General features: G+C 70.0%; 21 protein-coding genes and 1 pseudogene. 10 read left to right on the top strand and 12 right to left on the bottom strand.

Features of this window, described 5'->3' with window-relative positions; translation table 11 throughout:
- Positions 1 to 84: 84 nt before the first annotated feature.
- Positions 85 to 624, top strand: a complete 540-nt coding sequence (locus tag AB0G17_RS06065; protein WP_361376159.1) for an NAD-dependent epimerase/dehydratase family protein — start codon at positions 85 to 87, stop codon at positions 622 to 624.
- On the opposite strand, the gene AB0G17_RS06060 is transcribed toward AB0G17_RS06065, so the two are convergent.
- Complete coding sequence (locus tag AB0G17_RS06060) at positions 617 to 1,492, bottom strand: glycosyltransferase family 2 protein (protein WP_361376156.1); 876 nt, start codon at positions 1,490 to 1,492, stop codon at positions 617 to 619. The genes AB0G17_RS06065 and AB0G17_RS06060 overlap by 8 nt on opposite strands.
- 211 nt (positions 1,493 to 1,703) lie before the next feature.
- Between AB0G17_RS06060 and AB0G17_RS06055 the strand changes: the two genes are divergently transcribed.
- From AB0G17_RS06055 to AB0G17_RS06045, 3 genes are all read left to right on the top strand, one after another.
- On the top strand, positions 1,704 to 2,285 hold the full coding sequence (locus AB0G17_RS06055; RefSeq protein WP_361376153.1) for a transferase: 582 nt from the start codon (positions 1,704 to 1,706) through the stop codon (positions 2,283 to 2,285).
- 607 nt (positions 2,286 to 2,892) lie between these two features.
- Complete coding sequence (locus tag AB0G17_RS06050; RefSeq protein WP_361376150.1) at positions 2,893 to 3,486, top strand: hypothetical protein; 594 nt, start codon at positions 2,893 to 2,895, stop codon at positions 3,484 to 3,486.
- Complete coding sequence (locus AB0G17_RS06045; RefSeq protein ID WP_361376147.1) at positions 3,483 to 3,737, top strand: hypothetical protein; 255 nt, start codon at positions 3,483 to 3,485, stop codon at positions 3,735 to 3,737. Before AB0G17_RS06050 ends, AB0G17_RS06045 begins: the two co-directional genes overlap by 4 nt.
- Positions 3,738 to 4,356: 619 nt before the next feature.
- Here AB0G17_RS06045 and AB0G17_RS06040 read toward each other — a convergent pair.
- Both AB0G17_RS06040 and AB0G17_RS06035 read right to left on the bottom strand, forming a co-directional pair.
- The gene (locus tag AB0G17_RS06040) at positions 4,357 to 4,821 is read right to left on the bottom strand and encodes a hypothetical protein (protein ID WP_361376144.1); all 465 of its coding nucleotides are present in this window, start codon (positions 4,819 to 4,821) and stop codon (positions 4,357 to 4,359) included.
- 798 nt (positions 4,822 to 5,619) lie between these two features.
- Positions 5,620 to 6,240, bottom strand: a complete 621-nt coding sequence (locus AB0G17_RS06035) for a helix-turn-helix domain-containing protein (RefSeq protein ID WP_361376141.1) — start codon at positions 6,238 to 6,240, stop codon at positions 5,620 to 5,622.
- Positions 6,241 to 6,370: 130 nt separating this feature from the next.
- On the opposite strand from AB0G17_RS06035, the gene AB0G17_RS06030 reads away from it, so the two are divergent.
- Positions 6,371 to 7,063 (top strand): NAD(P)H-dependent oxidoreductase, encoded by a 693-nt coding sequence (locus AB0G17_RS06030; RefSeq protein ID WP_361376138.1) that lies wholly within the window; start codon positions 6,371 to 6,373, stop codon positions 7,061 to 7,063.
- Between the two features lie 54 nt (positions 7,064 to 7,117).
- Here AB0G17_RS06030 and AB0G17_RS06025 read toward each other — a convergent pair whose 3' ends face one another.
- From AB0G17_RS06025 to AB0G17_RS06010, 4 genes and pseudogenes are all read right to left on the bottom strand, one after another.
- Positions 7,118 to 9,214, bottom strand: a complete 2,097-nt coding sequence (locus AB0G17_RS06025) for a PIG-L family deacetylase (protein ID WP_361376135.1) — start codon at positions 9,212 to 9,214, stop codon at positions 7,118 to 7,120.
- A gap of 222 nt (positions 9,215 to 9,436) precedes the next feature.
- The gene (locus tag AB0G17_RS06020) at positions 9,437 to 10,540 is read right to left on the bottom strand and encodes an acyltransferase (RefSeq protein ID WP_361376132.1); all 1,104 of its coding nucleotides are present in this window, start codon (positions 10,538 to 10,540) and stop codon (positions 9,437 to 9,439) included.
- 234 nt (positions 10,541 to 10,774) lie between these two features.
- Positions 10,775 to 11,086: pseudogene (locus AB0G17_RS06015) on the bottom strand (FAD-binding domain-containing protein); the annotation flags it as partial.
- Positions 11,087 to 11,088: 2 nt separating this feature from the next.
- On the bottom strand, positions 11,089 to 11,508 hold the full coding sequence (locus AB0G17_RS06010; protein ID WP_361376129.1) for a MazG nucleotide pyrophosphohydrolase domain-containing protein: 420 nt from the start codon (positions 11,506 to 11,508) through the stop codon (positions 11,089 to 11,091).
- Positions 11,509 to 11,908: 400 nt separating this feature from the next.
- Here AB0G17_RS06010 and AB0G17_RS06005 point away from each other — a divergent pair, with 400 nt between their 5' ends.
- The 4 genes from AB0G17_RS06005 to AB0G17_RS05990 all read left to right on the top strand — a co-directional run bounded on the left by AB0G17_RS06005 (position 11,909) and on the right by AB0G17_RS05990 (position 15,195).
- Positions 11,909 to 12,361 (top strand): hypothetical protein, encoded by a 453-nt coding sequence (locus AB0G17_RS06005; RefSeq protein WP_361376126.1) that lies wholly within the window; start codon positions 11,909 to 11,911, stop codon positions 12,359 to 12,361.
- A 155-nt stretch (positions 12,362 to 12,516) separates the two neighbouring features.
- Entirely contained in the window at positions 12,517 to 13,074 is a 558-nt protein-coding gene (locus tag AB0G17_RS06000) for a toxin (RefSeq protein ID WP_361376123.1), read from the top strand.
- A 151-nt stretch (positions 13,075 to 13,225) separates the two neighbouring features.
- The gene (locus AB0G17_RS05995; RefSeq protein ID WP_361376121.1) at positions 13,226 to 14,479 is read left to right on the top strand and encodes an MAB_1171c family putative transporter; all 1,254 of its coding nucleotides are present in this window, start codon (positions 13,226 to 13,228) and stop codon (positions 14,477 to 14,479) included.
- Positions 14,476 to 15,195, top strand: coding sequence for a hypothetical protein (locus tag AB0G17_RS05990; protein ID WP_361376119.1), 720 nt, complete (start codon positions 14,476 to 14,478; stop codon positions 15,193 to 15,195). The genes AB0G17_RS05995 and AB0G17_RS05990 overlap by 4 nt, the downstream gene beginning before the upstream one ends.
- 284 nt (positions 15,196 to 15,479) lie before the next feature.
- On the opposite strand, the gene AB0G17_RS05985 is transcribed toward AB0G17_RS05990, so the two are convergent.
- From AB0G17_RS05985 to AB0G17_RS05975, 3 genes are all read right to left on the bottom strand, one after another.
- The gene (locus AB0G17_RS05985) at positions 15,480 to 16,580 is read right to left on the bottom strand and encodes a helix-turn-helix domain-containing protein (protein WP_361376117.1); all 1,101 of its coding nucleotides are present in this window, start codon (positions 16,578 to 16,580) and stop codon (positions 15,480 to 15,482) included.
- Between the two features lie 350 nt (positions 16,581 to 16,930).
- Positions 16,931 to 17,191: a DUF397 domain-containing protein gene (locus AB0G17_RS05980; RefSeq protein WP_361376114.1), complete on the bottom strand. Its 261-nt coding sequence runs from the start codon at positions 17,189 to 17,191 to the stop codon at positions 16,931 to 16,933.
- A complete protein-coding gene (locus AB0G17_RS05975) occupies positions 17,151 to 18,002 on the bottom strand; it encodes a helix-turn-helix transcriptional regulator (RefSeq protein ID WP_361376111.1) in 852 nt (283 codons plus the stop codon). The genes AB0G17_RS05980 and AB0G17_RS05975 overlap by 41 nt, the downstream gene beginning before the upstream one ends.
- A 136-nt stretch (positions 18,003 to 18,138) precedes the next feature.
- Here AB0G17_RS05975 and AB0G17_RS05970 point away from each other — a divergent pair, with 136 nt between their 5' ends.
- The gene (locus AB0G17_RS05970; RefSeq protein WP_361376108.1) at positions 18,139 to 18,570 is read left to right on the top strand and encodes an ATP-binding protein; all 432 of its coding nucleotides are present in this window, start codon (positions 18,139 to 18,141) and stop codon (positions 18,568 to 18,570) included.
- Here the strand turns inward: AB0G17_RS05970 and trpS are convergent.
- A complete protein-coding gene (trpS, locus tag AB0G17_RS05965) occupies positions 18,567 to 19,553 on the bottom strand; it encodes a tryptophan--tRNA ligase (RefSeq protein ID WP_361376105.1) in 987 nt (328 codons plus the stop codon). The two genes, AB0G17_RS05970 and trpS, sit on opposite strands and share 4 nt — an antisense overlap.
- A 296-nt stretch (positions 19,554 to 19,849) precedes the next feature.
- Entirely contained in the window at positions 19,850 to 19,981 is a 132-nt protein-coding gene (locus AB0G17_RS05960) for a DUF6126 family protein (protein ID WP_361376102.1), read from the bottom strand.
- Between the last annotated feature and the right edge of the window lie 264 nt (positions 19,982 to 20,245).

Here is a 20,245-nt window from a genome sequence, read left to right as displayed (position 1 = left end):
TAATCGACCTCGAACAGTGCCGAGCGGCGGCGCGCGGCGGTCATCGCCGGGTCCACCCCCCGCGGGCCGGGGGCGTGGGGCGAGGTGCAGACGGCTCTCACGCTCGGCGCGGTCGGCACGTCGTACACGGTCGTGCGCTACTTCTCCGTCTACGGAGAGCCCCAGACCGTCAAGCCCGGCAGCCACTCCTGGGTGGTGGCCTGGTTCGCGGCCCGCGCCGCACTCGGCCTGCCGCTGCACCTCAACGGCGGCGGCCACCAGGTCCGGGACCTGATCCACGTCGACGACGTGGCCGAAGCGACCATCCGGGCGATGGTGTCGGCGCAGACCCACACGGAGACGGTCAACATCGGCACGGGCGTGGCGACCAGCATCCGCAAGGTGGCGGAGCTGATCCGCGACCACCATCCGAACGCCCAGTTCATGGAGACGCCCATGCCACCCGGCGACCCGCTCGGTGGATACGCGGCCACTCGCCGCATGCAGGCCATGCTGGGCTGGGCCCCGAAGGTGACCGTCGCCGACGGGATCCGCCGGTACGTGGAGTGGTTGCGCAAGACCCCGGAGGCGATCCCGGAATGGCTGGACGAACGGGTCGCCCAGGTGGCCGGGGCGCCTAGATGACCGGCGGACGGCCGAGCCGGGTCATCCGCCACACCGTCGACCACCGCATGGGCCGCCGCACGCCGCACGGCTGGCGCACCCCTTCGGCGAAGCCGCCGGCCCAGGCCCGCAGGCCCCCGAGCGAGCGTGTACGGGCCAGGGTGAGGGCGGTCCAGGTGCCGAGGTAGACCGGGACGAGGGGAGCGGGCAGGTGGCGCTTGGCCAGCCAGACCCGGTTGCGGGCGGTCATCCGGTAGTAGACGGCGTGCCGGGCCGGGCTGGTCTTGGGGTGCTGCAGCAGCAGGGCGGGCTCGTAGAGGACCTTCCAGCCGTCGTCCAGGGCCCGCCAGGCCAGGTCGGTCTCCTCGTGGGTGAAGAAGAACTCCTCCGGCCAGCCGCCGACCCGCTCCAGCATCGCCATGGACAGCGCGTGGCCGCCGCCGAGGAATGTGGTCACCTCGCCGCGGCGCATCGGATCGGACGACCGCAGCCGCGGTACATGCCGCCGCTGCGTCTCCCCGCTCTCGTCCGCGATCCGGAACGACACGATGCCAAGCTGCGGGTCCTGCTCGTACAGGTCGGCGATGCGCCGGACGACGTCCGCGTCCACGAGCAGCCCGTCGTCGTCCAGGTCCACCAGGATGTCCACGTCTCCGTACGCGCGGAGCCGGTCCATGGCCACGTTGCGGCCGCCGGACACGCCCAGGTTCTCGTCGAGTTCGACGGCCGTGACCCAGTCGGGCAGGTCGGGCAGGGGCGAGCCGTTGCCCACGACCACGACGCGGGCCGCCGCCTCGTCCTGCTTGGCCACCGAGTCCAGCAGAGCGGCCAGTTCGGCGGGCCGGTTGCCCATGGTCAGTACGGCCACACCCACACGCGGTCGCGTCACGACGACCCACTCCCGTCCTCGGCGGCACCCCCGAAGCCCGTGATGCTAGCGGCTGCGCAAGGGCCGCCGTTCACCCGGAAGGAGCCCCAGCCATGCCCTCCGTCCACTTGGCCGACTACACCCGAGGAAGCAGCAAGGGCGCCCTGGCCGCCACCCCGTACGGCGACCTCGCCGCGTACGACCTGCCGACTTCCTCGCCCAGTGGCCCACCTTGCACGCAGCAGCGCTGGACCACCTCGGCGATCAGCGCATCCACCCCACCGCGTACATCCACCCGACCGCGATCGTCGGTGACGACGTGATCGTCGGCCCTCACGTTCAGATCCACGAGTTCACCACCGTCCGCAAGAGCTCCGTCCTCGCGGACGGAGCTTTGATCGGCTTCAACTGCGAGGTGACCAGGGCTTTCGTCGGAGAAGGGTCGGTACTGGGCCACCGCATCGGCATCAATCACACGATCATCGGCGCCGGGGTCCACTTCTCGGCGTCCGTCACCGTCGCCGCGATCAACATGTGCGAGAACATGCGCCGCCCCGACCGCGAAGTCCTCATGCGAGTCGACTGGGGTCTGTACCGATGTGGCACCACGCAGTTCGGAGCCCTGATCGGCGACGGCACCCAGACCGGCAACAACATCTCCCTCGGACCCGGCGTCGCCGTCGGCCGCAACTGCCGCATCGACAGCGGCGTCACGCTCGCCGCCCGCATCGTCCCCGAGCACAGCGTGATCAGTGCGCCGCATACCGCTGATGCAAAGGTGCGCGGGCGAGGGAAGGTGCGACCGCCGTTGTGAGTCGTTTGTCGGGGGCCAACACTCCTGGGACCTCCCACTCACTTGCGACCACAGCGTCCGCCGTACCCAATACCGCGATCACCGGTACTACTCGGCATCCGTTGTGGAGTGCCCGAGCTGTGGGAAGCGGCGAGGCGGGGTCGAGGCCGTTCACATCGGTCCCACAGAAGACCCCGAGGGCGAGGACCAGCGGGAGCGCTTGGCCACCGAGCTTCGGAAAGCTGAGACGAAGCTTGATCGGCAGCGCAGGGCCGCGTCCAAGACGGAGCAGCGGATCAGCGAGATCACCGCGGAACTCGGAGGCACCGAAGGAGACTCTGACGGATGACCGGAGTGACGCTGCAACGGCAATCTGTTCGGACAGGGGGCAGCCTCATAGAGCAGGACCCCGAATCGGGCTGTGCATCCCGAGACTGAGACAGGCTTTAGCGGCACCGCTGAGGGCTCCCTACACCGTCATGGATAGGACGACAAGATCAAGGCGGCTAGGGACGACCTGAAGGATCTCTGCGAGAATCCGCCCGCCGGCATCACGATCCACGCCGACGGCACGCTGACCCGTAGCGCCCCGCCACAGCGCATGTCCCACGGGGATCCCGTGTACGTGGTGGCTCAGGACGACTTCGACGCACTGCAGCGGCGCATCGACGCGATCATCGGTCGCGCGGCGGAAGCGGACTCGACTTGCTCTTGGGGCCTGTGGCAACTCACCAAGGACAAGCATCAGTTCGGCGGCACGTACTACGGCTCTGTGAAGGATGCGGGGGCCGACGCCCAGCAGGCGCAGCAGACCAAGACGGACTCGCAGGATTACACGCCACCCTCGAAGTGGGGCAGCGGCACCATCAAGCCCATTGCCGAGTTCCTCAGTTACCGTTCCTGGATGGGCGGCGGCGAGGCGGCACTGCACGGAGACGTCAACGGCGCGATACAGGGCGCGATCGGCGGCTCCCCCTCCGCGGCCGGCGGCGAGGCCAGCAAGCACCTCGCCAAGGGCTCGCTCCTGGGCGACGTACGCGGCAAACACCATCGCCCCACGTTCATCAACACGGTCGGCAGGTTCGGAGAGAAGATATTCGGCGCGCCGGTCGCCCTGGCCGCGACAGGGATCGACTTCTACTACACGCCGAACCAGCCCAGGAACCCGAGCGACACCCATGTGACCGCCCCGGCGGAACCGGGAAAAGTGAGGTACCGATGACGCACTCCGCACGCCCGCCCACGCGCAGGCGCCGGCGCCCGGAGCTGCGGCACTGGCTGAAACCCCAGAGTTCGCGGTTTCTCGTCTTCGGCATCTGCTTCGGCGTCGGCGGGCTCGCCGGTGGGGTGCGCTCCGCGCTGGACGGGAAGGGGATCTCGACGATCCTCGCCCTCTTCGGCATGGGAATTCTCGGCGTGCTCACTGTTGTGAGCTACTTCGTCAACTACGAGGATCGGCGAGGCCGCCGCTGAGCCCCTTGGAAGTCCGATGCAGCCGACGCGCGACGGCCTAGGAGCGGAGCATGGTTCCCCACGGTATGAAATACCGCTGGTAGCGAGCTTGCGCGCCGGAAGGGAGAGCGGAAAGCGGGATCTGCCGTCGCCGACTCGCCTGCGTCCGCAGCGAGCCGAGAGCCACCGACACCGCCCTGGCCACCGTCGGCTTCCTGCGCGAACTGGGCAGCGGCCCTGTGGAACGCGTGGCCCTGCGCATTCTGTTGAACAGCGCCAGCGGGCTACTCCCGCCGTGGGCCGCCCGCCAGCTCGACCTTGACCGCTCCCGCCCCGCTGCCCGCTCTGCTCGACCGCTGGGCTGCCCGGGCCATGGGAGCGGTCCTGCGCCATGCCTGTGAGCCGTTCGCTGTCGTCGACGCCACTCGTGCCCGCGCCGGGGCCCGGCCGAACGCACCCGCGACCGACACGGACGCCGACGGGTCAGGCACAAGCGAGGGGCGGCCGAGATCCGGGCTGCCGGGTAAGGGCCGGGGACCGGGCGGCCCGCTCTCGCCCTTCGCCTACGTGCAGGCGCGTCCGTGTTACCGCCGCCGACAGACCCGGCGGCGGTGGGTCGACCTCTTCGTCGACGTCCTCGTCACCCATGCCCATGCCCATGCCCATGCCCGGAACACTGTCCGGAGGGCCAAGTTCCTGGATCGTCGATGTCAACTGTGATCTCGAACCCCGAGGTTGAGCTGAAGGTGGCCACGTTTCCGGACAGCTGGATCCGATCAAATGGATTGGATTCCGTGAAGAAAATTGCCCAGATGAGCGCACGGTCAACAGTCAACCGCGCAATGAACCCCTCCGACCCGTACGAACCTTCGCCGCCCCACAGCAGTCCCTTACTCCCCAGGTCTACTGCGACCAGCCCATCAACCGAAGAAACCCCAGAGGGATCACTCTCCAGCATTTCATCGAGATGAAACGGGGCGAGCACCCTCAAACCGCTCGGCACGCCGGGGTCGAGGTCGACACCAAAGGACCTCCCATCTGCATAATGCAGGGCATCTCTGACGGGAAGGTGAAAATCTGCCCAGAGGCATTCAATCGTGGTCATTTTTGCTTACACGTCCCGTTGCGCACGTGCTGTGGCTGCTGTGGCCTTTCTTGCAGTCCCGTTGGAGGGACCGGCCCGCCCAGTGCATTTCTCTTCGGCCCGGAATTCATACGCTTCCTGAATTGCTCCGCCCTGATCTACTCGCTCAATGATTACCGGCCTCCACGTAGCCGTTGGGGGATACGGTGCGTTGGGAGAAGTTTATTTCGTCCGGATTGGCCCATTCTGGATCCCAGGCAAGCCTCAGGTGGTCAGCCCAACTATGCGGGTTCATCGGGCCCAGTTGTTCCGGGCCCGCCCCTCTGCGGCGGCACCGCCGCCGGCAGGCGCACACGGCTGGGACGTCGCGCCCGTACTCGGAAGCCGGGACGGACGATCACGGTGGAGCTCCGGCGCCAGGGGCCCGATGCTGCTCCTTGAAGGCTGTGGAGCGACCTGGATGGGCCTCGTTCCAGGCTCCGCTGTCAGTGGCGTCCGCTAGCGTCTGAACTGTTGGGCCGGTCAGGTACGTCCGTACAGGACTCCGCGGTCATGAGGGGTGGGAATTAAGGTCCCCGGCAGCCGGCTCGGGACTCAACTGATGAAACCGTGTCTCACCCCTCTCCGCGCCTCACTCACGTAAATCCCGCACGCCGAGACCGACTTCGGTGAGGCACCCAGCAGCCTGGGCGGTCCGGCGCTCTTCGGCGTGGGAATCAGCCAAGGTAGCCGTGTTGCCATACTGCGGACGGCTGCGAGGGGATCCGCGGTGGTGGTCAGCAGAGGGGTTGCGTGGCCGGAAAGCCTTGACCGGCCGAGTCAAGAGCCCAGGGTGTGATGTGCCAGCGTGGTGAGCCCCGCCGTGATGCGTTCCGTGCTGACGCCCCGTTCGCGTTGGTGTCGGAACAGTTCGGGGGCCAGCGGGGCCAGTAGGTGGTCGGCGAGCGGCTGTGGGTCGGCGAGGCCGGCCTCGCGTACCAGGTGGGCGACGTGGGCGTGCCAGAAGCCGTACGCGCCCGTCCCGTAGCGGACCGCCCCGGTCTCCGCGCCTAGGGCCAGGGGGAGGTGGGCCTCCAGGAGTTCCGCCATCTCGGCGTAGAACGCGGCCAGTCGCTCGCCCGGTGACACGGGGCGCCCGCCCGGCTCTGCGGGGCCGAGCGGCGGCGCGCCGCGCAGCAGCTTCTCCTGGAGGGCCCGCTCGTGCTCGTCGAGCAGTGCGCGGGCGATCGCCGCGCGGTCGGGATAGCGGCGGTACAGCGTCCCGCGGCCGACCCCGGCGGCCTTCGCGATGTCGTCCATGGTCACCGAGGCGGGGTCGCGCTCGGAGAAGAGCCGTTCGGCGGCCGCGAGGATCCGGGCCCGGTTGCGCGCGGCGTCCGCCCGCTCGGGCGGCGCGCCGGGTGCGGTCCCGGCTTGGGACAGCAGCGGAAGTTCGCTCATGACAGCACCCTAGAAGCTAAGTGGACGCACTGTCCACTTAGGTGTACGGTCCTGCGGCGGAGGTAAGTGGACACTGCGTCCACTTACCTCGCTCGGCCCGCAACGCCCACACCTGCCCCGGGAGTTCCCCATGCCGCGCCTCCTCCACCTCGACTCCAGCGCACGCCCCGACTCCTTCTCCCGGCGGCTCGGGGCGGCGTTCGCCGCCACGTGGCGGGCGGCCGGCGGCGGCACCGTGACGTACCGGGATCTCGCCGCCGAGCCGGTGCCGCCGATCCGCGAGGCATGGACCCGCATCTGCGACACGCTCCTGCGCGAGGGCATCACCGACATCGACCGGTACACCGAGGCCGTCCGCACCGACGAGGAGCGTGCGGCCTGGGCGGTCGTCGAGCCGCTCCTCGCCGAGCTGGTCGCCGCCGATGTCGTCCTCATCGGGGCGCCGATGTACAACTTCGGGGTCCCGGCCGCCCTCAAAGCGTGGATCGACCAGGTCACCTTCCCCAAGATGGTGCTCGCACCGCGCAAGTTCGTGGTCGCCTCCGCACGCGGCGGCGCCTACGGCCCCGGCCTGCCGCGCGAGCCGTACGACCACCAGGGCCGCTACCTCCTGGACTTCTTCCGCGGGCACTACGCCGTCGACGACGCCGAGATCATCAGCGCCGAACTGGTCAACGCACACGTCGACCCCGCCCTGGCCCCACGCCTCGATCAGCACCACGAGTCGTACGCCGAGGCCACCCGGGCCGCGCGTGAACTCGCGGAGAAGCTTGCCCACTTCACCATCAGCACCGCCCTTCACGGGGACCGGCACGGTGGGTGAGGCGGGCCGTCCGGCGGCGGGAGCCCCGGGCCGCCGGCCCGGGGCTTTCCCCCCTCAGGCCCGGACCGGAGCCGTGGTGCGGTCCGGTTCGCGGTCGGTCGTCGGGTGGGGCGACCAGGTGGGGGTCTGCGACGGGCGGTAGCCCGTCGCGGCCGGGAGCGTCAGGGTGTTGAGGCGGGCCTGGGCGTCCAGGTGGGCCACCACCAGGTTGCCGGCCGCGTCCAGGGCCGCGGAGGGGGCGTGGAGGAAGGGGCTGCCGCCCAGGGGGGTCCACTCGTGGGTCAGGGGGCTGCCGTCCAGGGGCTGGATCGAGAGCGTCAGGCCGTGGTCGTCGCTGCGCTGGACCAGGGCCGCCTCGCCGGTGGGCAGGACAGCGTGGGCGAGCGGGCCGAAGCCGGGCGTGGTGTCGGCGATCTCGGGCTGGGTGTCCCAGATGCCGCCCTGTCCGTCCTGGCGGTTGGCCAGCACCCATCCCGTACCGGGCTGGCGCGAGAACATCAGCAGACTGCCGTCGGACTGTTCGACGAGGGTCACGGGGGCGGCGGGGCGCGCGAGTTGGGTGCCGTAGTCGCGCTCGAACGCGCCGCCGGGGGTGCGCTGGTGCCAGCGCAGCATGCCCATGCCGATCATCCGGCTGGTGGCGTAGAACTCGACCGTGCCCCGGCGCAGGGTGACCGCCGCGGCCCCCTCCAGGGCGCCGCCCTGCAGGTCGTCCCACGGCTGCCAGCCGTCCTCGGTCAGCAGGCGGGTGCTGAGGCCGCCGCCGAAGTTGCGGATGACGACCCGGACGTGGTTGCCGGTGACGGCGACGATCGGCATGCCCAGGGCGCGGCGGCGCGGCTCATGCTGGGCCGCCGTGCTGTACGGGCTCTGGAGGTCGGTCCAGGCGCCGAACGCGCCGGTGTGCGCGTCCTGCACGACGTGCATCAGGTCGCGCTGCTGGCGCTCGGGGGCGGCGCCGACCCTGGCCCGCACCGCGATGACGTGGATGCGGCCGCTGGCGTCGCGTACCGCGTCGAGGCGGGACAGGCAGCGGCCCTCGGCCGCGGGCCACTGGCCGAGCGGCTCCGGGCCCGACCAGCTCTCGCCGCCGGGCCGGTCCTGGGTCCACATCACCGGGCGGCCGCCGCGCACGCCGAAGGCGGTGAGCCGGCCGTCGGCGCGCTGCTGGAGCCAGCTGGTGCTGGGCTGCCAGCGGTAGCTGGTGCTCTGGCCGTAGAAGCGGTTGTACGCGCGGTTGCCCAGCGGCCGGTCGCCGCACAGGCCCGGGGGCCGCTCGCAGTCGTGGCCGTCCTCGCCGCCGTAGACGCTGAGGTACGAGAACTTCCTGGCGGCCTGCTGGGCGCTGAGGTTGTTGGGGCGCAGCTTGTTGCAGTAGCCGAGGTAGCTCTCGACGGCGGGCGGCTGCTCCGGCTCGGTGCGCTCGTAGACGTCGAGGGCGGCCATGGCGAAGAACGCGGTGGCCGTGTGGTCCGGGTTGTCGGCGTAGGTGATCTCGCCGGTCTTCTGGTCGATGGCGGTGCGGTCGGGGTCCGGGTTCATGATCCGGACCACCGAGGGCGCGTAGTGCTTCAGCAGGTCGGCGAGGGTGTCGATCACCGCGGACCGGGTCATCCGCCGGCCGTCGCTCTTGGCCGGGATGGGGCTGTCGGTGGGGCGCAGGGTGGCCAGGTCGGCGCTGGTCTCGCGCCACAGGCCGATGATGCTGGAGCCGGCGGCGCCGTGCCCCGTACGCAGGTTGAGGAAGATCAGAACGACGCGGTTCTCGCCCAGGGTGCTGATCTCCGCGGTGACGCCGTCGCGCACCTTCAGGGTGGAGCGCTGCCACGGGGCGCGGCGGCTGCCGGTCACCATGGCGGCGTAGGCGGCGCGTATGCCGTGCTGGCGGGCGGCGGTGTAGCCCGCGAAGTCGGGCACGGCGGTCTTGCGGGCCGGGTCGTCCATGGCCAGGTTGATGCCGTCGGCCTCGCCGGTCGTCAGGTAGACGCTGACGATGGGCACCCCCGCCTCGACGGACTGGAGCAGGTCGGGCGTCATGAAGTACAGGTCGTCGTCCGTGTGGGCGCAGATCTGCAGGTGCGGTGCCGGTCCGGTGGTCCCGCGCTGACGGGGCAGGGACGGGGCCGCCGCGAAACGGTTGAACAGACGCATGGTGTGGATGGGCCTTTCTGAACTCTCCGATCGGTGGGGACGGTCGGTTCAGGGACAGGTGGGCAGCGCGCCTGGCGGGAACACGCTCCCGGGCGACGGCTGTTCTTCGGTGGATCGGGCGCGCGGCGGCTGTGGGCCGGCCGTCGCGCGTGCGCTCCGCCGGGGCGTGGGGTTTCCCGGCGAGAGGAGAAGGCGGTACGGGTCAGGGGCGCGGCGAGTCGCTCAGAGCTGGGCGAGTCCCCGCTTGAGACGTCTGGCCAGGGGCCGTTCGACATAGCGGTGCAGCAGCCAGGCGGCGGCCAGCATGGCCGCGATCACCGAGACGAGCAGCACATGGGCCGGCATGCGCGGCGCCAGCAGACTGAACAGCTCGCGCCCGATGACCTGGTGCAGCAGATACAGCGGATAGGTCAGCGCCCCCGCGTACGGCAGCCAGCGCCAGGAGATCCGGGAGAGCTTCCCGGTGGCGACGAGCGCCATGACCCCGAAGCAGGCGGCGATGATGAGGACCACCGGCCAGGACGGCACCGTGTGGCCCATGTACCGGTTGGTGTTCTTCCACGTGCTGTGCGCGAACGGCAGCGACGAGCAGAAGCAGAGCAGGACCACGCCGGCCAGCATCAGGTTCGGGCGGAACCGGTACATCAGGTAGAACGCCATGCCCGCGATGAAGTACCAGCTGTTGTCCGGCATGATCAGCATCCGCACGGGGTCGTCCGTCGGCGCCTTGGCGTACATGGCGCTGGCCGCGGCCCAGACGCAGCAGAAGAGCAGCACCCGGCGGTAGGTGAGTCCCCACCAGGCGACCACGGCGAACAGCAGATAGAAGCGCAGCTCGACGAAGAGGGTCCAGTAGGCGCCGTCCACGTGCTCGACGCCGAACGCCTCCTGAAGCATCGTCAGGTTGGACAGGATGTCGCTCAGCGGCAGCGGCTTGGCGCCGCCGTGGATCAGGGCGACGGTCAGCGTGGTCGCGAGGATCGCGAACCAGTACGCCGGGTAGAGCCGCACCACGCGGGAGACGAAGAAATCCTTGAGCGTCTTGCCCCAGCAGCTCATGCAGATGACGAAGCCACTGATCAGGAAGAAGAGTTGAACGCCGAGCCAGCCGTAGGCGGCGATCGGAAAGGCCGTCGGGAAGAGCGCCTTCACATCACCGTGCCAGCCTCCGCCGCGCGCCATGTAGTGGTAGAGCACCACGGTGAGTGCGGCGAACAGCCGCAGCCCGTCCAGCGCGTACAGTCGCCCGGAGCGAGGCGTCTCGGCAGGCGCTCTCGGCTCGATTCGAGGCGAGGGTATGAGCGCATGGCGAGCCGTGTCGGGCATGGTGGTAAGTCCCCCTGGGGTGCAGTGAATCCATATGCCGGACAGCCGCTGGTCAGAAGGCTTCGGCGCGCCTGCGAATGGTATGACAATCCACAGATTTCTCACAAGATTCATATTCAACGGCGCGTCATGTTCGCCGCACGGGGCGTTTTGTCTCCCTTTTGGCCGTCCTGCATTTGCTTTCCAAGATCATAAAAGCCGCGTCCCCGGACACCGGGGTTTTGCCGTGCCGCTTCAGCCCCCGCCCGCCCGCTCGAACCGCGCCCGCCCCTCCCCCGGTTCGACGAGCGGGGGCGGATAGCCGGTCGCGGCCCGGTCCGCAGCGGGGAGCTTCCACGGCTCGTGGACGAACCGGTCCGCCACCCCCGCCAGTTCCGGGACCCAGCGGCGTACGTACATGCCGCGCGGGTCCAGGCGCTTGCCTTGGCTCACAGGATTGAGGATGCGATTCGGGCGGGTGTCGTTCCCTGTTCCGGCCATCCATTGCCAGTTCAACTGGTTGTTGGCGATGTCCCCGTCGACCAGCAAGTCGAGGAAGTGGCGGGCGCTCAGCCCTGCCACCCCTGCCCCCGCAGCACCTGGGCCACGTCCGGCGCCCGGTAGTGCTCGCCCTTGAGGACCTTGCCGTCGGCGCGCAGCAGCGGGCGGCCGTCGGGGCCCAGTTTGGTCATGTTGGCGCGGTGGACCTCCGCGATGACCGCGTCCAGGTCGATGCCGTGGACCAGGGCCGTGCCGTACGCCACGTACACGACGTCCGCCAGTTCGTGGGCCAGGTGGTCCAGGGGGCCCTCGACCGCGGCCTCCGCCGCCTCGGCCGCCTCCTCCACCAGCAGGTCCCGGCGGTGGGCCGCGAGGTCCGGCGGGACCTCCGTGGGGGTCGTCCGGGCGTCCAGGCCGAACGCGGTGTGGAATTCCCGCACCAGCAAGGCCGGGGAAGCGGTCGGTCGTACGGTCGTGGGCTCGCTCATCGGCCTGATCTTACGTTCCCCGTACGGGAGTTACCACGAGGTACGTAGGCGGGCGGCTGTGCATCTGCTATCGGCACGACCGGCGGGCGGACCCCTCCCGTCGGCGCGGTTGCGTACGTACGTACGCACGCGCTATCGGCGAGGCGACTGTTCCTGACGCCTGATGCGGTGTCATAATGTATGGGTAGCCCTTCGTGCATCCCCCGTCGCGAAGGGCTACATCTATGTGCGGGCACGCCTGAGCACGGCCGCGCGGGCGCCCCGCCCGGCTTCGGGCATGGCGGGGCCTTCACACGGGCAAGGGACTCCCCTCGTGGCCCCCTGCCCGTGTTTTTTCGAGTTAACAGTGGCGTAGAGTGTTTGTGCAAGCCCAGTTCTGACCAGACGGGGTGGGGATCCGATGGAAGACGACACGCCTGAACTGGCGACCTTGCAGCAGAAGGTCGCCTACATGGTGGAGAAGACCTTCCCCGGCGAGAACGTCTCGGGGCGGGCGTTCTCCGACCTGGTGAAGGAGCGCGGCGGACACCTGTCGCACAGCTACTTCTCCAACATCCTCGCGGGCAAGGTCACCCAGCCCTCCGAGGACATCCTCAAGGCGCTCGGGCTCGGCTTCGGTGTCGACTGGCGGTTCTTCAAGGACGAGTCCGAGGTCGTCGACGACGTCGTGGCCGGACTCCAGTTCCTCGCCAAGCGGCGTACGGGCGAGATCAGCGGCATCGCGGGGCGCGGCGTCGACGACGACGGCCTCTCCGCCGAGCTCCTCCAGTTCGCCCTCTCGCTCCTTGAGGAGAGCAGCGGCAAGAAGGACAGCGAGGGCGGCTCCGACGCCCAGGGCCCGTCCAACTCCTGACGCCTTCCTGACGCCTTCTGACGCCTTCCTGACGTCGCCGGACCCCCCGTATTCACTCTCGTTCGTTAAGATGCGCCGACCGCTCAGCTGTCCAGTCGGTCGACCGCATGTCCAGACGCACGCGTGACTACGCCCAGAGGGACCGAGACACTTCCATGTCCATGCGTGAGCTGCGGAGAGAGTGCGAGGCCGGGCTCGCCGACCTGCCGATCCCCGCCCCGTTCAGCATCGAGGGCCTGGTCGCGAACATGGAGGAGGCCCGCGGCCGCACCATCGTGCTGCGGGAGCTGCCCGACCGGCTGGCGCGGGTCAACGCCGCCTGCGGGCTCCGGCTCAAGGCCGGGACCACCAGCTTCGTCCTCTACCGCAAGCGGCCCACCGACTACCAGACCCAGCACGTCATCCTCCACGAGCTGTGCCACGAGTGGTTCGACCACGGCACCTCCCTCGACGCCGAGCAGCTCAAGGCGCTGCTGCCGATGTTCGACACCTCGCTCATCCAGCGCGTCGTCAGCTCCGGCGCCACCGTGCAGGCCCGCGCGCAGTACGACACCCACGACGAGCGCGTCGCCGAGTTCGGGGCCTCCCTCATCCCCCGGATGGCCCTGGACGTGACCAGCGACGACATGGTCGGCCGGCTCGCCAACTCGCTCTCCCGGCCCGTCGCCCACCGCCGCCGGGGCCTGGGGCTGAACCCCTTCCGAAGAGACTGAACCGCAGAGACCGCAGCCGCAGAGAACGAACCCGCAGAGAACGCAGCCGCAGAGAACGCAGCCGCAGAGAACGCAGCCGCTCCGCACCGCCCCCGCGCTTCCCGGCGCGGATCCCGTCCCCCCCATTCCTGCCCCCGAGGAATCCCCCCGAATGACTCCCCTCGACCTCGCCGGCTATCTCATAGCCGCGCTGATGACCGCCGTCGCCCTGTGGCGCATGCCCGCCGCCCTGTGGGGCGACGAGGAGGACAAGCGCCGGCGCGCCCTGTGGGGCTGTTACGCCGGGTTCGCCGTCGCCCTGTGGACCAAGACCAAGGTCGTACGGATCACACTGAACGACAGTGAGGTGACCGACCTCGCCGTCCTCATCAAGCACTACACCGCCACCATCGCCATCCTGGCGATCCTCAGCTACATCGTGGCGATCTACGGCCACTTCCCGGACGAGGGCGCCATCCCCCGGCACGTGCGGTTCGCGCGGACCGTACAGCGGGTCGCCACCAAGGCGTCGGTGGCGACGCTGATCCTGCTGACCGTGCTGTTCTTCACGGTCGTCGACCGTTCCGTCCCCTCCGACCGGTTCGTCTCGGACCACGCGGGGCAATGGGGCGCGACGCTCTACATGAGCGTGTTCTACCTGTACTTGGGCGCCTCCTCGGCCGTGTGCGCGTACCAGTGGGCGCTGGCCACCGGCAACGCGCGGGTGCGGCACCTGCGCGTCGGGCTCGGGATGATGACCTTCGCCATGTTCATCGGCGTGGCCTACACCCTCAGCCGGACGCTGTTCCTGTGGGTGAGCGTGGCCGACCAGCCGAGCAAGTCGTTCGCGCTGCGCTTCGACGAGATCACCGAGGCCTCGCAGGTCGTGCTCTTCGCGTTCTTCGCGCTCGGCGCGTCCATCCCCGCGTTCAGCAAGGGTTGGCGGCGCGTGCGGCTGTGGCGGGCGCAGGCGCGGCTGCACCCGCTCTGGTACGAGCTGATGACGGCCTTCCCGGACCAGCCGTTCGAGCCGCCCGCCTCTCTCGTACGGGAGCTGACGCGCTTCGACACCCCGGCCGACCTGCGGATCGACCGGTGGGCTGCGGACATCGCGGACGCGGTGGAGAAGCTGCGCCACTACGTGCCGGACGAGCTCCTGGACGCCGCCAAGCGGGCCGCCGGGCCCGAGGCGGCCGGGCCGCTCGCCGACGCGCACTGGATCAAGGCCGCCCTGGCGGCCAAGGCCGCCGGCGCTCCCGCCGGGCGGGCCGCGGCGATCGAGTCGCAGCACGTCACGGACCAGGACGGCGAGGTCGCCTGGCTGGTGCGGGTGGCCGCCGCGTACAAGACGATCGGCGCCGGCCGGGCCCGCGAGGTGCTCGCGTCGGCGCAGCCGGATGCCCAGGCCCAGGAGAGCCCCGCGTGACCCGTACGACTCCCGACACCGACATCGACACCGACGCCGGTCCCGACACCGACGCCGTTTCCGACGCCGGTCCCGACACCGACGCCGGTCCGGACACCGGTTCCGGCACCACCGAGAGCCGCACCGCCGGGCTCGACGACCCCACCCGGCGGCCGGTCGCCCTCGCCGTCACCAACGTGCTCCAGCCCCGCAACTGCCTCCTCGTCGGCATGCTCGGCATCGGGCTGGCGGCGGCGGGTGACTGGACCGGGCTGCTGTGGGGGTTCCTCGGGGCGCTCTGCGCGGGCCTCATCCCCGCCGGGTACATCGAGTGGGAGCGGGGGCGCGGCACTTGGGGCGATCGGCACGTGGTCGACCGTACGAAGCGGGCCCCGATCTTCTTCGTCATCCTCGGCTCGATCGGCGCCGGCTCGCTCGTCATGGTCCTGGGCGACGCGCCCGTCGGCATCCTGGCGGCGATGCTCGCGCTGTGGGTGATGACGGTCGGGCTGCTGGCGGTGAACACGGTCTGGAAGATCTCGGTGGACGCGTCGGTGGCGTCGGCGGTGGTGGCGCTGCTCGCCGCGGTCCAGCACGAGCCGCGCTGGCTGTTCCTGTACGCGCTGACGATCGCGGTGTGCTGGTCGCGGGTGGCCCTGAGCTACCACACGGTGGCGCAGACGGTCGCGGGCGCGGCGCTGGGGGCGGCGACGGCTTCGGCGTTCCTGTTCGTCTGAGGTCCAGCACAGGAAGTGGCTTGTTCTCCGTCTGCGGCTCGGTGGGGGCTGGTCGCGCAGTTCCCCGCGCCCCTTTCAAGCCCGGCCTTTGTCTGCGGCTGAGTGGGGGCTGGCCGCGCAGTTCCCCGCGCCCCTTAAGTGCCGCTGCGCGGCAATCCCCTGGGCGCCCCGAAGGGGCGCTTCCAGGGGCGCGGGGCTGTGACATGTGCGGCTCCGCCGCGTGGGCGCGAGCGTCACGAACCGTCACGTCGGCTCGCTCCCGAACGTGTCGTCGGGCTGGACCCTCATCGAAGGCGGCGTCTGAGCCCGGTCCCGCCAGTCGCGTCGGACACAGACCCGCCGGACACAGACCCGTCGGACACTCCGGGTACACCTTGCTCCGGACCCAACAGCCGGAACCGTAAGGCTACTTCGAGCTCGAAGCGGGCGTCCGGGTCGTCGAGCGCGGCCCCGAAGAGCTCTTCGATGCGGCGCAGGCGCTGGCGTACGGTCTGCGGGTGCAGCGCGAGCCGCTCCGCGACCTCGGGGGCGCTGCCGCGATGGGACTGGAGCCACACCAGGAGCGTGGTGGCGAGCCGGTCGGCCTGTTTCGGGGTGAGGTCGTCCAGGGCGCGAAGGCGCCGGTGGGTGAAGAGCCGTACGAGAGGCTGGTCCCCGAGGAGCAGCAGCTCGGGCAGGCGCTCCTCGCAGCGCACGATCCCGGCGGGCCGCTCGATGCGCGCGAGGAGGGCGCGCGCCCAGCGCAGTGAGTCGGCCGCCATGGCGAGCGGCACGGCGGGCCCGACCACGGCCCCGCGCAGCTCCAGCGCCGCCGCGAACGTCTGGTCCCCGAAGGCGCTCTCCGGCTCCGGGACCAGCAGATACGGCTCGGCACCGTCCAGATCGGCGAGGACCGGCGGGGGCAGTCCGCGGTGGGTACGGTCGCGCTCGGCGGGGGGTCCGAGCGCGACGCACGCCACGGTGTCCGGCAGCGTCCAGCCCGCCGCCACCGCCGCCTGTTCGAGTGCGGACGGGTCCGCGCCGGAGACAATCCGTCCCAGCAGATGGTGGCGCCGCCGCCCCAACGCGCCCGCCTTGTCGGCTTGTGCCTCGGCGTAGCCGCGCACCGAGACGGCGGAGATCTCGTCGATGTGCAAGAACACGGCCTCCGCGAGCAGCACCACCTGGTCGGCGCCCACCCCGGCCCGCCGCGCCGTGCGCGCGTACCGCCGCCAGGCGACGCGGGCGCCGAGCCGGTACGCGGCCTGGAGCGCGTCCAGGCTGCGGCCCTCGGCGAACTCGCCGCGCCCCAGCACCCAGTAGACCCGCCACCGCTCCTCACCCGGGCCGGCGGGCGGGGCCGCGCCCTCCACGAGGTCCGCGAATTCGGCCAGCGCGGTCTCCACACCGCGCTGGATTCCCTGCCCGAACTTCCCTTTCAGCGGCCTGGAGAATTCCGGCACGTGGTGCCTTATCTCCCGGATTACCTCGGCCGCGGTGGAACGCTGTTCTTTTCGCAGCTCTGCGGCGAGAGTACGGGGCAGAGCGGCCCATGGCCCGGCCATGGCTGCGATTATGAGCGGTTGTTACTCACCAGTCAATGACCCTGACGTGCCTGGTTGTTGGGCCTCCAGCCCGGTTCGCGCCGCGAAGTGCTCACCGGTCGGAATTGCAGAACTCCAGGGGCAGGGACGGTAACCGGACACGAGAGCTGCACTTTGCCGCATTTACCGATCTGCCCCTCAGAGGCGAGCTTTCAGAGGCTGCGCACGAAGGCCGTGAAGGCGGCGGGACCGACGACGAAGGCCCCGCCGTCCGGGTTCTTGGAGTCACGGACGGCGATGCGGTGGGGTTGGGTGGCGATTTCTACGCATTCGCCACCGGTGTCGGAGCTGTACGACGACTTCTGCCAGGCGGCTGCGCCGAGGGGCGCGCACTCGACGCAGTCGCCACCCGTGCTACTGCTGTACGAAGACTTACGCCATGAAGCGTCCGTCAGGTACTCGTTGATCCCCATAACGCTCCTTCATTACGCGCGCGATCAGTGCCGCCGAATCCTCCACGGAGAGGGCAGTCGCCTGCAAGTGATCGTAACTGAGCGAACCCTCCCTGATAGCTTGCGCGTTGGCCGTCATATGACCGCTGACGAAGTCCTCGGTGTACACGAGATCGGGGTCCTCGTCGAACCGCAGGAGATTGAACGAGCCGGGCAGCCCCGCGTGCGCACCGACCTCGAAGGGCAGGATCTGCATCTTCACCCACTCGCGGGCCGTGTTCAGGTGCAACAGGTGCTCAAGCTGCTCCCGCATGACCTTGTGGCCGCCGATCTCCTGGTGGAGCACCGCCTCGCTCATGACCGCCCAGACCAGCGGGGGCGTCTCGCGGTCCAGGATGCGCTGGCGTTCCATGCGCGCCTCGACGAGCGCGTCGATGTCCCCTTCGGGCCGCGCGCAGAGCACCGCACGTGCGTAATCCTCGGTCTGGAGCAAGCCGTAGACCAACTGCGCCTGGAACGAGGAGATGTAAGCCGCCCGCGCCTCCATCTCCGCGTACTGCTGGAACCACGACGGCAGCTGGCTGCGCAGGACCAGGCCCACCAGCCGGGCGAAGAACCCGTCCGTGAGGAGTGCCGCGTCCAGACGTTCCGAGATGTCCCGCGTCGGAACCTTCCGCGCCGTTTCGATCTGGCCGATCAGCGACGCGGCGCAGAAGATGCAGTTCCCGAGCTGCTCCTGGGTCATTCCGGCTGCTTCGCGTTTGCGGCGCAGTTCGGAACCGTAGTAGTCCAGCGGCGAGGCGCCGGGATCAAGGTTTCGGATGTTGACCATGACGAAGGGTCACCCCCAACCACACACGGTGGGCAGATTTTTCGGCCCGTAGCCGAGCGTAACCAGATCACTGCACTCTGGTGACGTGAATCACGCAACTCACTCTTCCGAGGCGGAAGTTGGTGGGCGCTACGGCATGAACTTCACCGTGGGCGACCACTCGGCCCGGCATTTGCGCCGGATCCTCCGCCAGTACCTGGCCAACTGGTCCATGAGCGACCTGGCCGACGACGCGGAACTCGCGCTGACCGAGCTCATGGCGAACGTCGTACGCCATGTGCCCGGCCGTCACTGCCAGTTGGTGATATTCACCAAGGCGGGCGGGCTCCGCGTGGAGCTGACGGACGACTGCCCGAAGCTGCCGGCGATGCCCTCCCACCCCGACGAACTGGCCGAGTCGGGGCGGGGGTTGCTCATCGTGGCGACGGTGGCGGACCGGTGGGGGGTCGTGCCGCACGTGTGGGGCGGGAAGACGGTGTGGTTCGAGTGCGACACGCGGAGCGCAGGGGGCTCGTCGGGCGGCGGGGGATCGTCGGGCGGCGAGGGCTCGTCGGGCAGCGAGGGCTAGCGGAAGCTGCCCATCGCGGTGCGTACCTCGTCGAGCGTGGCTTCGGCGATCGCGTTGGCGCGTTTGTTGCCCTCGCGCAGGACCTCTCGTACGTACGGGAGGTCCTGCGCGTACTCGGCCCGGCGGGCCCGGACCGGCGCGAAGTACGTGTTGACGGCCTCGGTGACGGTCCGCTTGAGCGCGGCGGCGCCGCCGTCCCCGATGTCGGCGGCGACGGCGTGCGGGTCGCGGCCCTGGCAGAGGGCGGCGAGCTGGAGCAGGCCGGAGACGCCGGGGCGGTTGGCGGGGTCGTATGTGATGCGGCGGTCCGCGTCGGTGGTGGCGCGGCGGATGAGGGCGGCGGTCTCGTCGGCGGTGGCGGAGAGCGGGATGGAGTTGGAGCGGGACTTGCTCATCTTCGTACCGTCGGTGCCGAGGAGGACGGGCGCGGCGGAGAGCATGGCCTCGGGTTCGGGGAAGACGGGCCCGTAACGCTCGTTGAAACGGCGGGCGATCGTACGGGTGACTTCGAGGTGGGGGACCTGGTCCTGGCCGACGGGGACGACGTCGGCCTTGCAGAAGAGGATGTCGGCGGCCTGGTGGGCCGGATACGTGAACATCAGGCCGCTGACGGCGGACTGGCGCGAGTGCGCGATCTCGTCCTTGACGGTGGGGTTGCGGCCGAGCTCGGCGACGGAGACGAGGCTGAGGAAGGGGAGGAGGAGCTGGTTGAGCGCGGGGACGGCGCTGTGCGTGAAGACGGTGGCGCGGGCGGGGTCGATGCCGACGGCGAGGTAGTCGAGGACGAGGCGGTGGGTGTGGCCGAGGAGGTCGTCGGCGATGTCGCGGTCGGTGATCACCTGGTAGTCGGCGATGACGACGAAGATCTCGGCGCCGCTGTCCTGGAGGCGGACGCGGTTCTGGAGGGTGCCGAAGTAGTGGCCGAGGTGGAGGGGGCCGGTGGGGCGGTCGCCGGTGAGCATGCGGGGCGCTGGGCTGGGCATGGGGTGGGCCTCTCTGAGTGGCTGACGGGCGTCGGGGGACGGCCTCGCCACCAGAGGGGTGGGTCTGGGGCATGTCTGGCATGCGAAAGGGCCGTCCGTGTCGAACGGCCCTCGGGATCGTGCAGGCGTCACGCCTCCGTGGTGGCCGCTCCTAGGAGGAGCGCCACCAGCAGAGGTTGCGGACGGGGTGCACGGAGGTCATGGGGCGAGTGTAGCGGGGAGGGGGGTTGGGGGGCGGGGGCTTTCGGCGTTCGCCCGGGGATTCTTGCGGCATTCTTGCGGGATTCTCCCGGCATTCACCTGTGGGCGTGCTCGCCCACGTAGAAGAGCAGCCAGACGAAGCCGGCGAAGAGGTGTGTGCCGAAGATGTAGAAGCCGGCGCGGAGGGCTATGCCGCGTTCCTTGCTCTTCTCGGCGTCCTCGGCCACGGGGGGCTCCTTGGGGGTCGGGTTCCCTTTCAGGGTACGGGGGGGCGGGTGCCGGGGGCGGTTTGCCTGCGGGCCGTGGGGTGGGCTGGCCGCGCAGTTCCCCGCGCCCCTTATGGCGTCTGCGGGCCGTGCTGGGTTGCTCGCGCAGTTCCCCGCGCCCCTTGTTGGGCTGCGGCAGGTGGGACCGTTCACGCGGTTCCACGTGGCCCCCGTTTGCCTGCGGGCGGTGGTGGGCTGGGCGCGCAGTTCCCCGCGCCCCTGTTG

It is taken from the genome of Streptomyces sp. NPDC023838 (assembly GCF_040639555.1).
Lineage (GTDB): Bacteria > Actinomycetota > Actinomycetes > Streptomycetales > Streptomycetaceae > Streptomyces.
The sequence above is the reverse complement of the archived record's forward strand: the minus strand, read 5'-3'. Positions and strand labels throughout refer to the sequence as shown.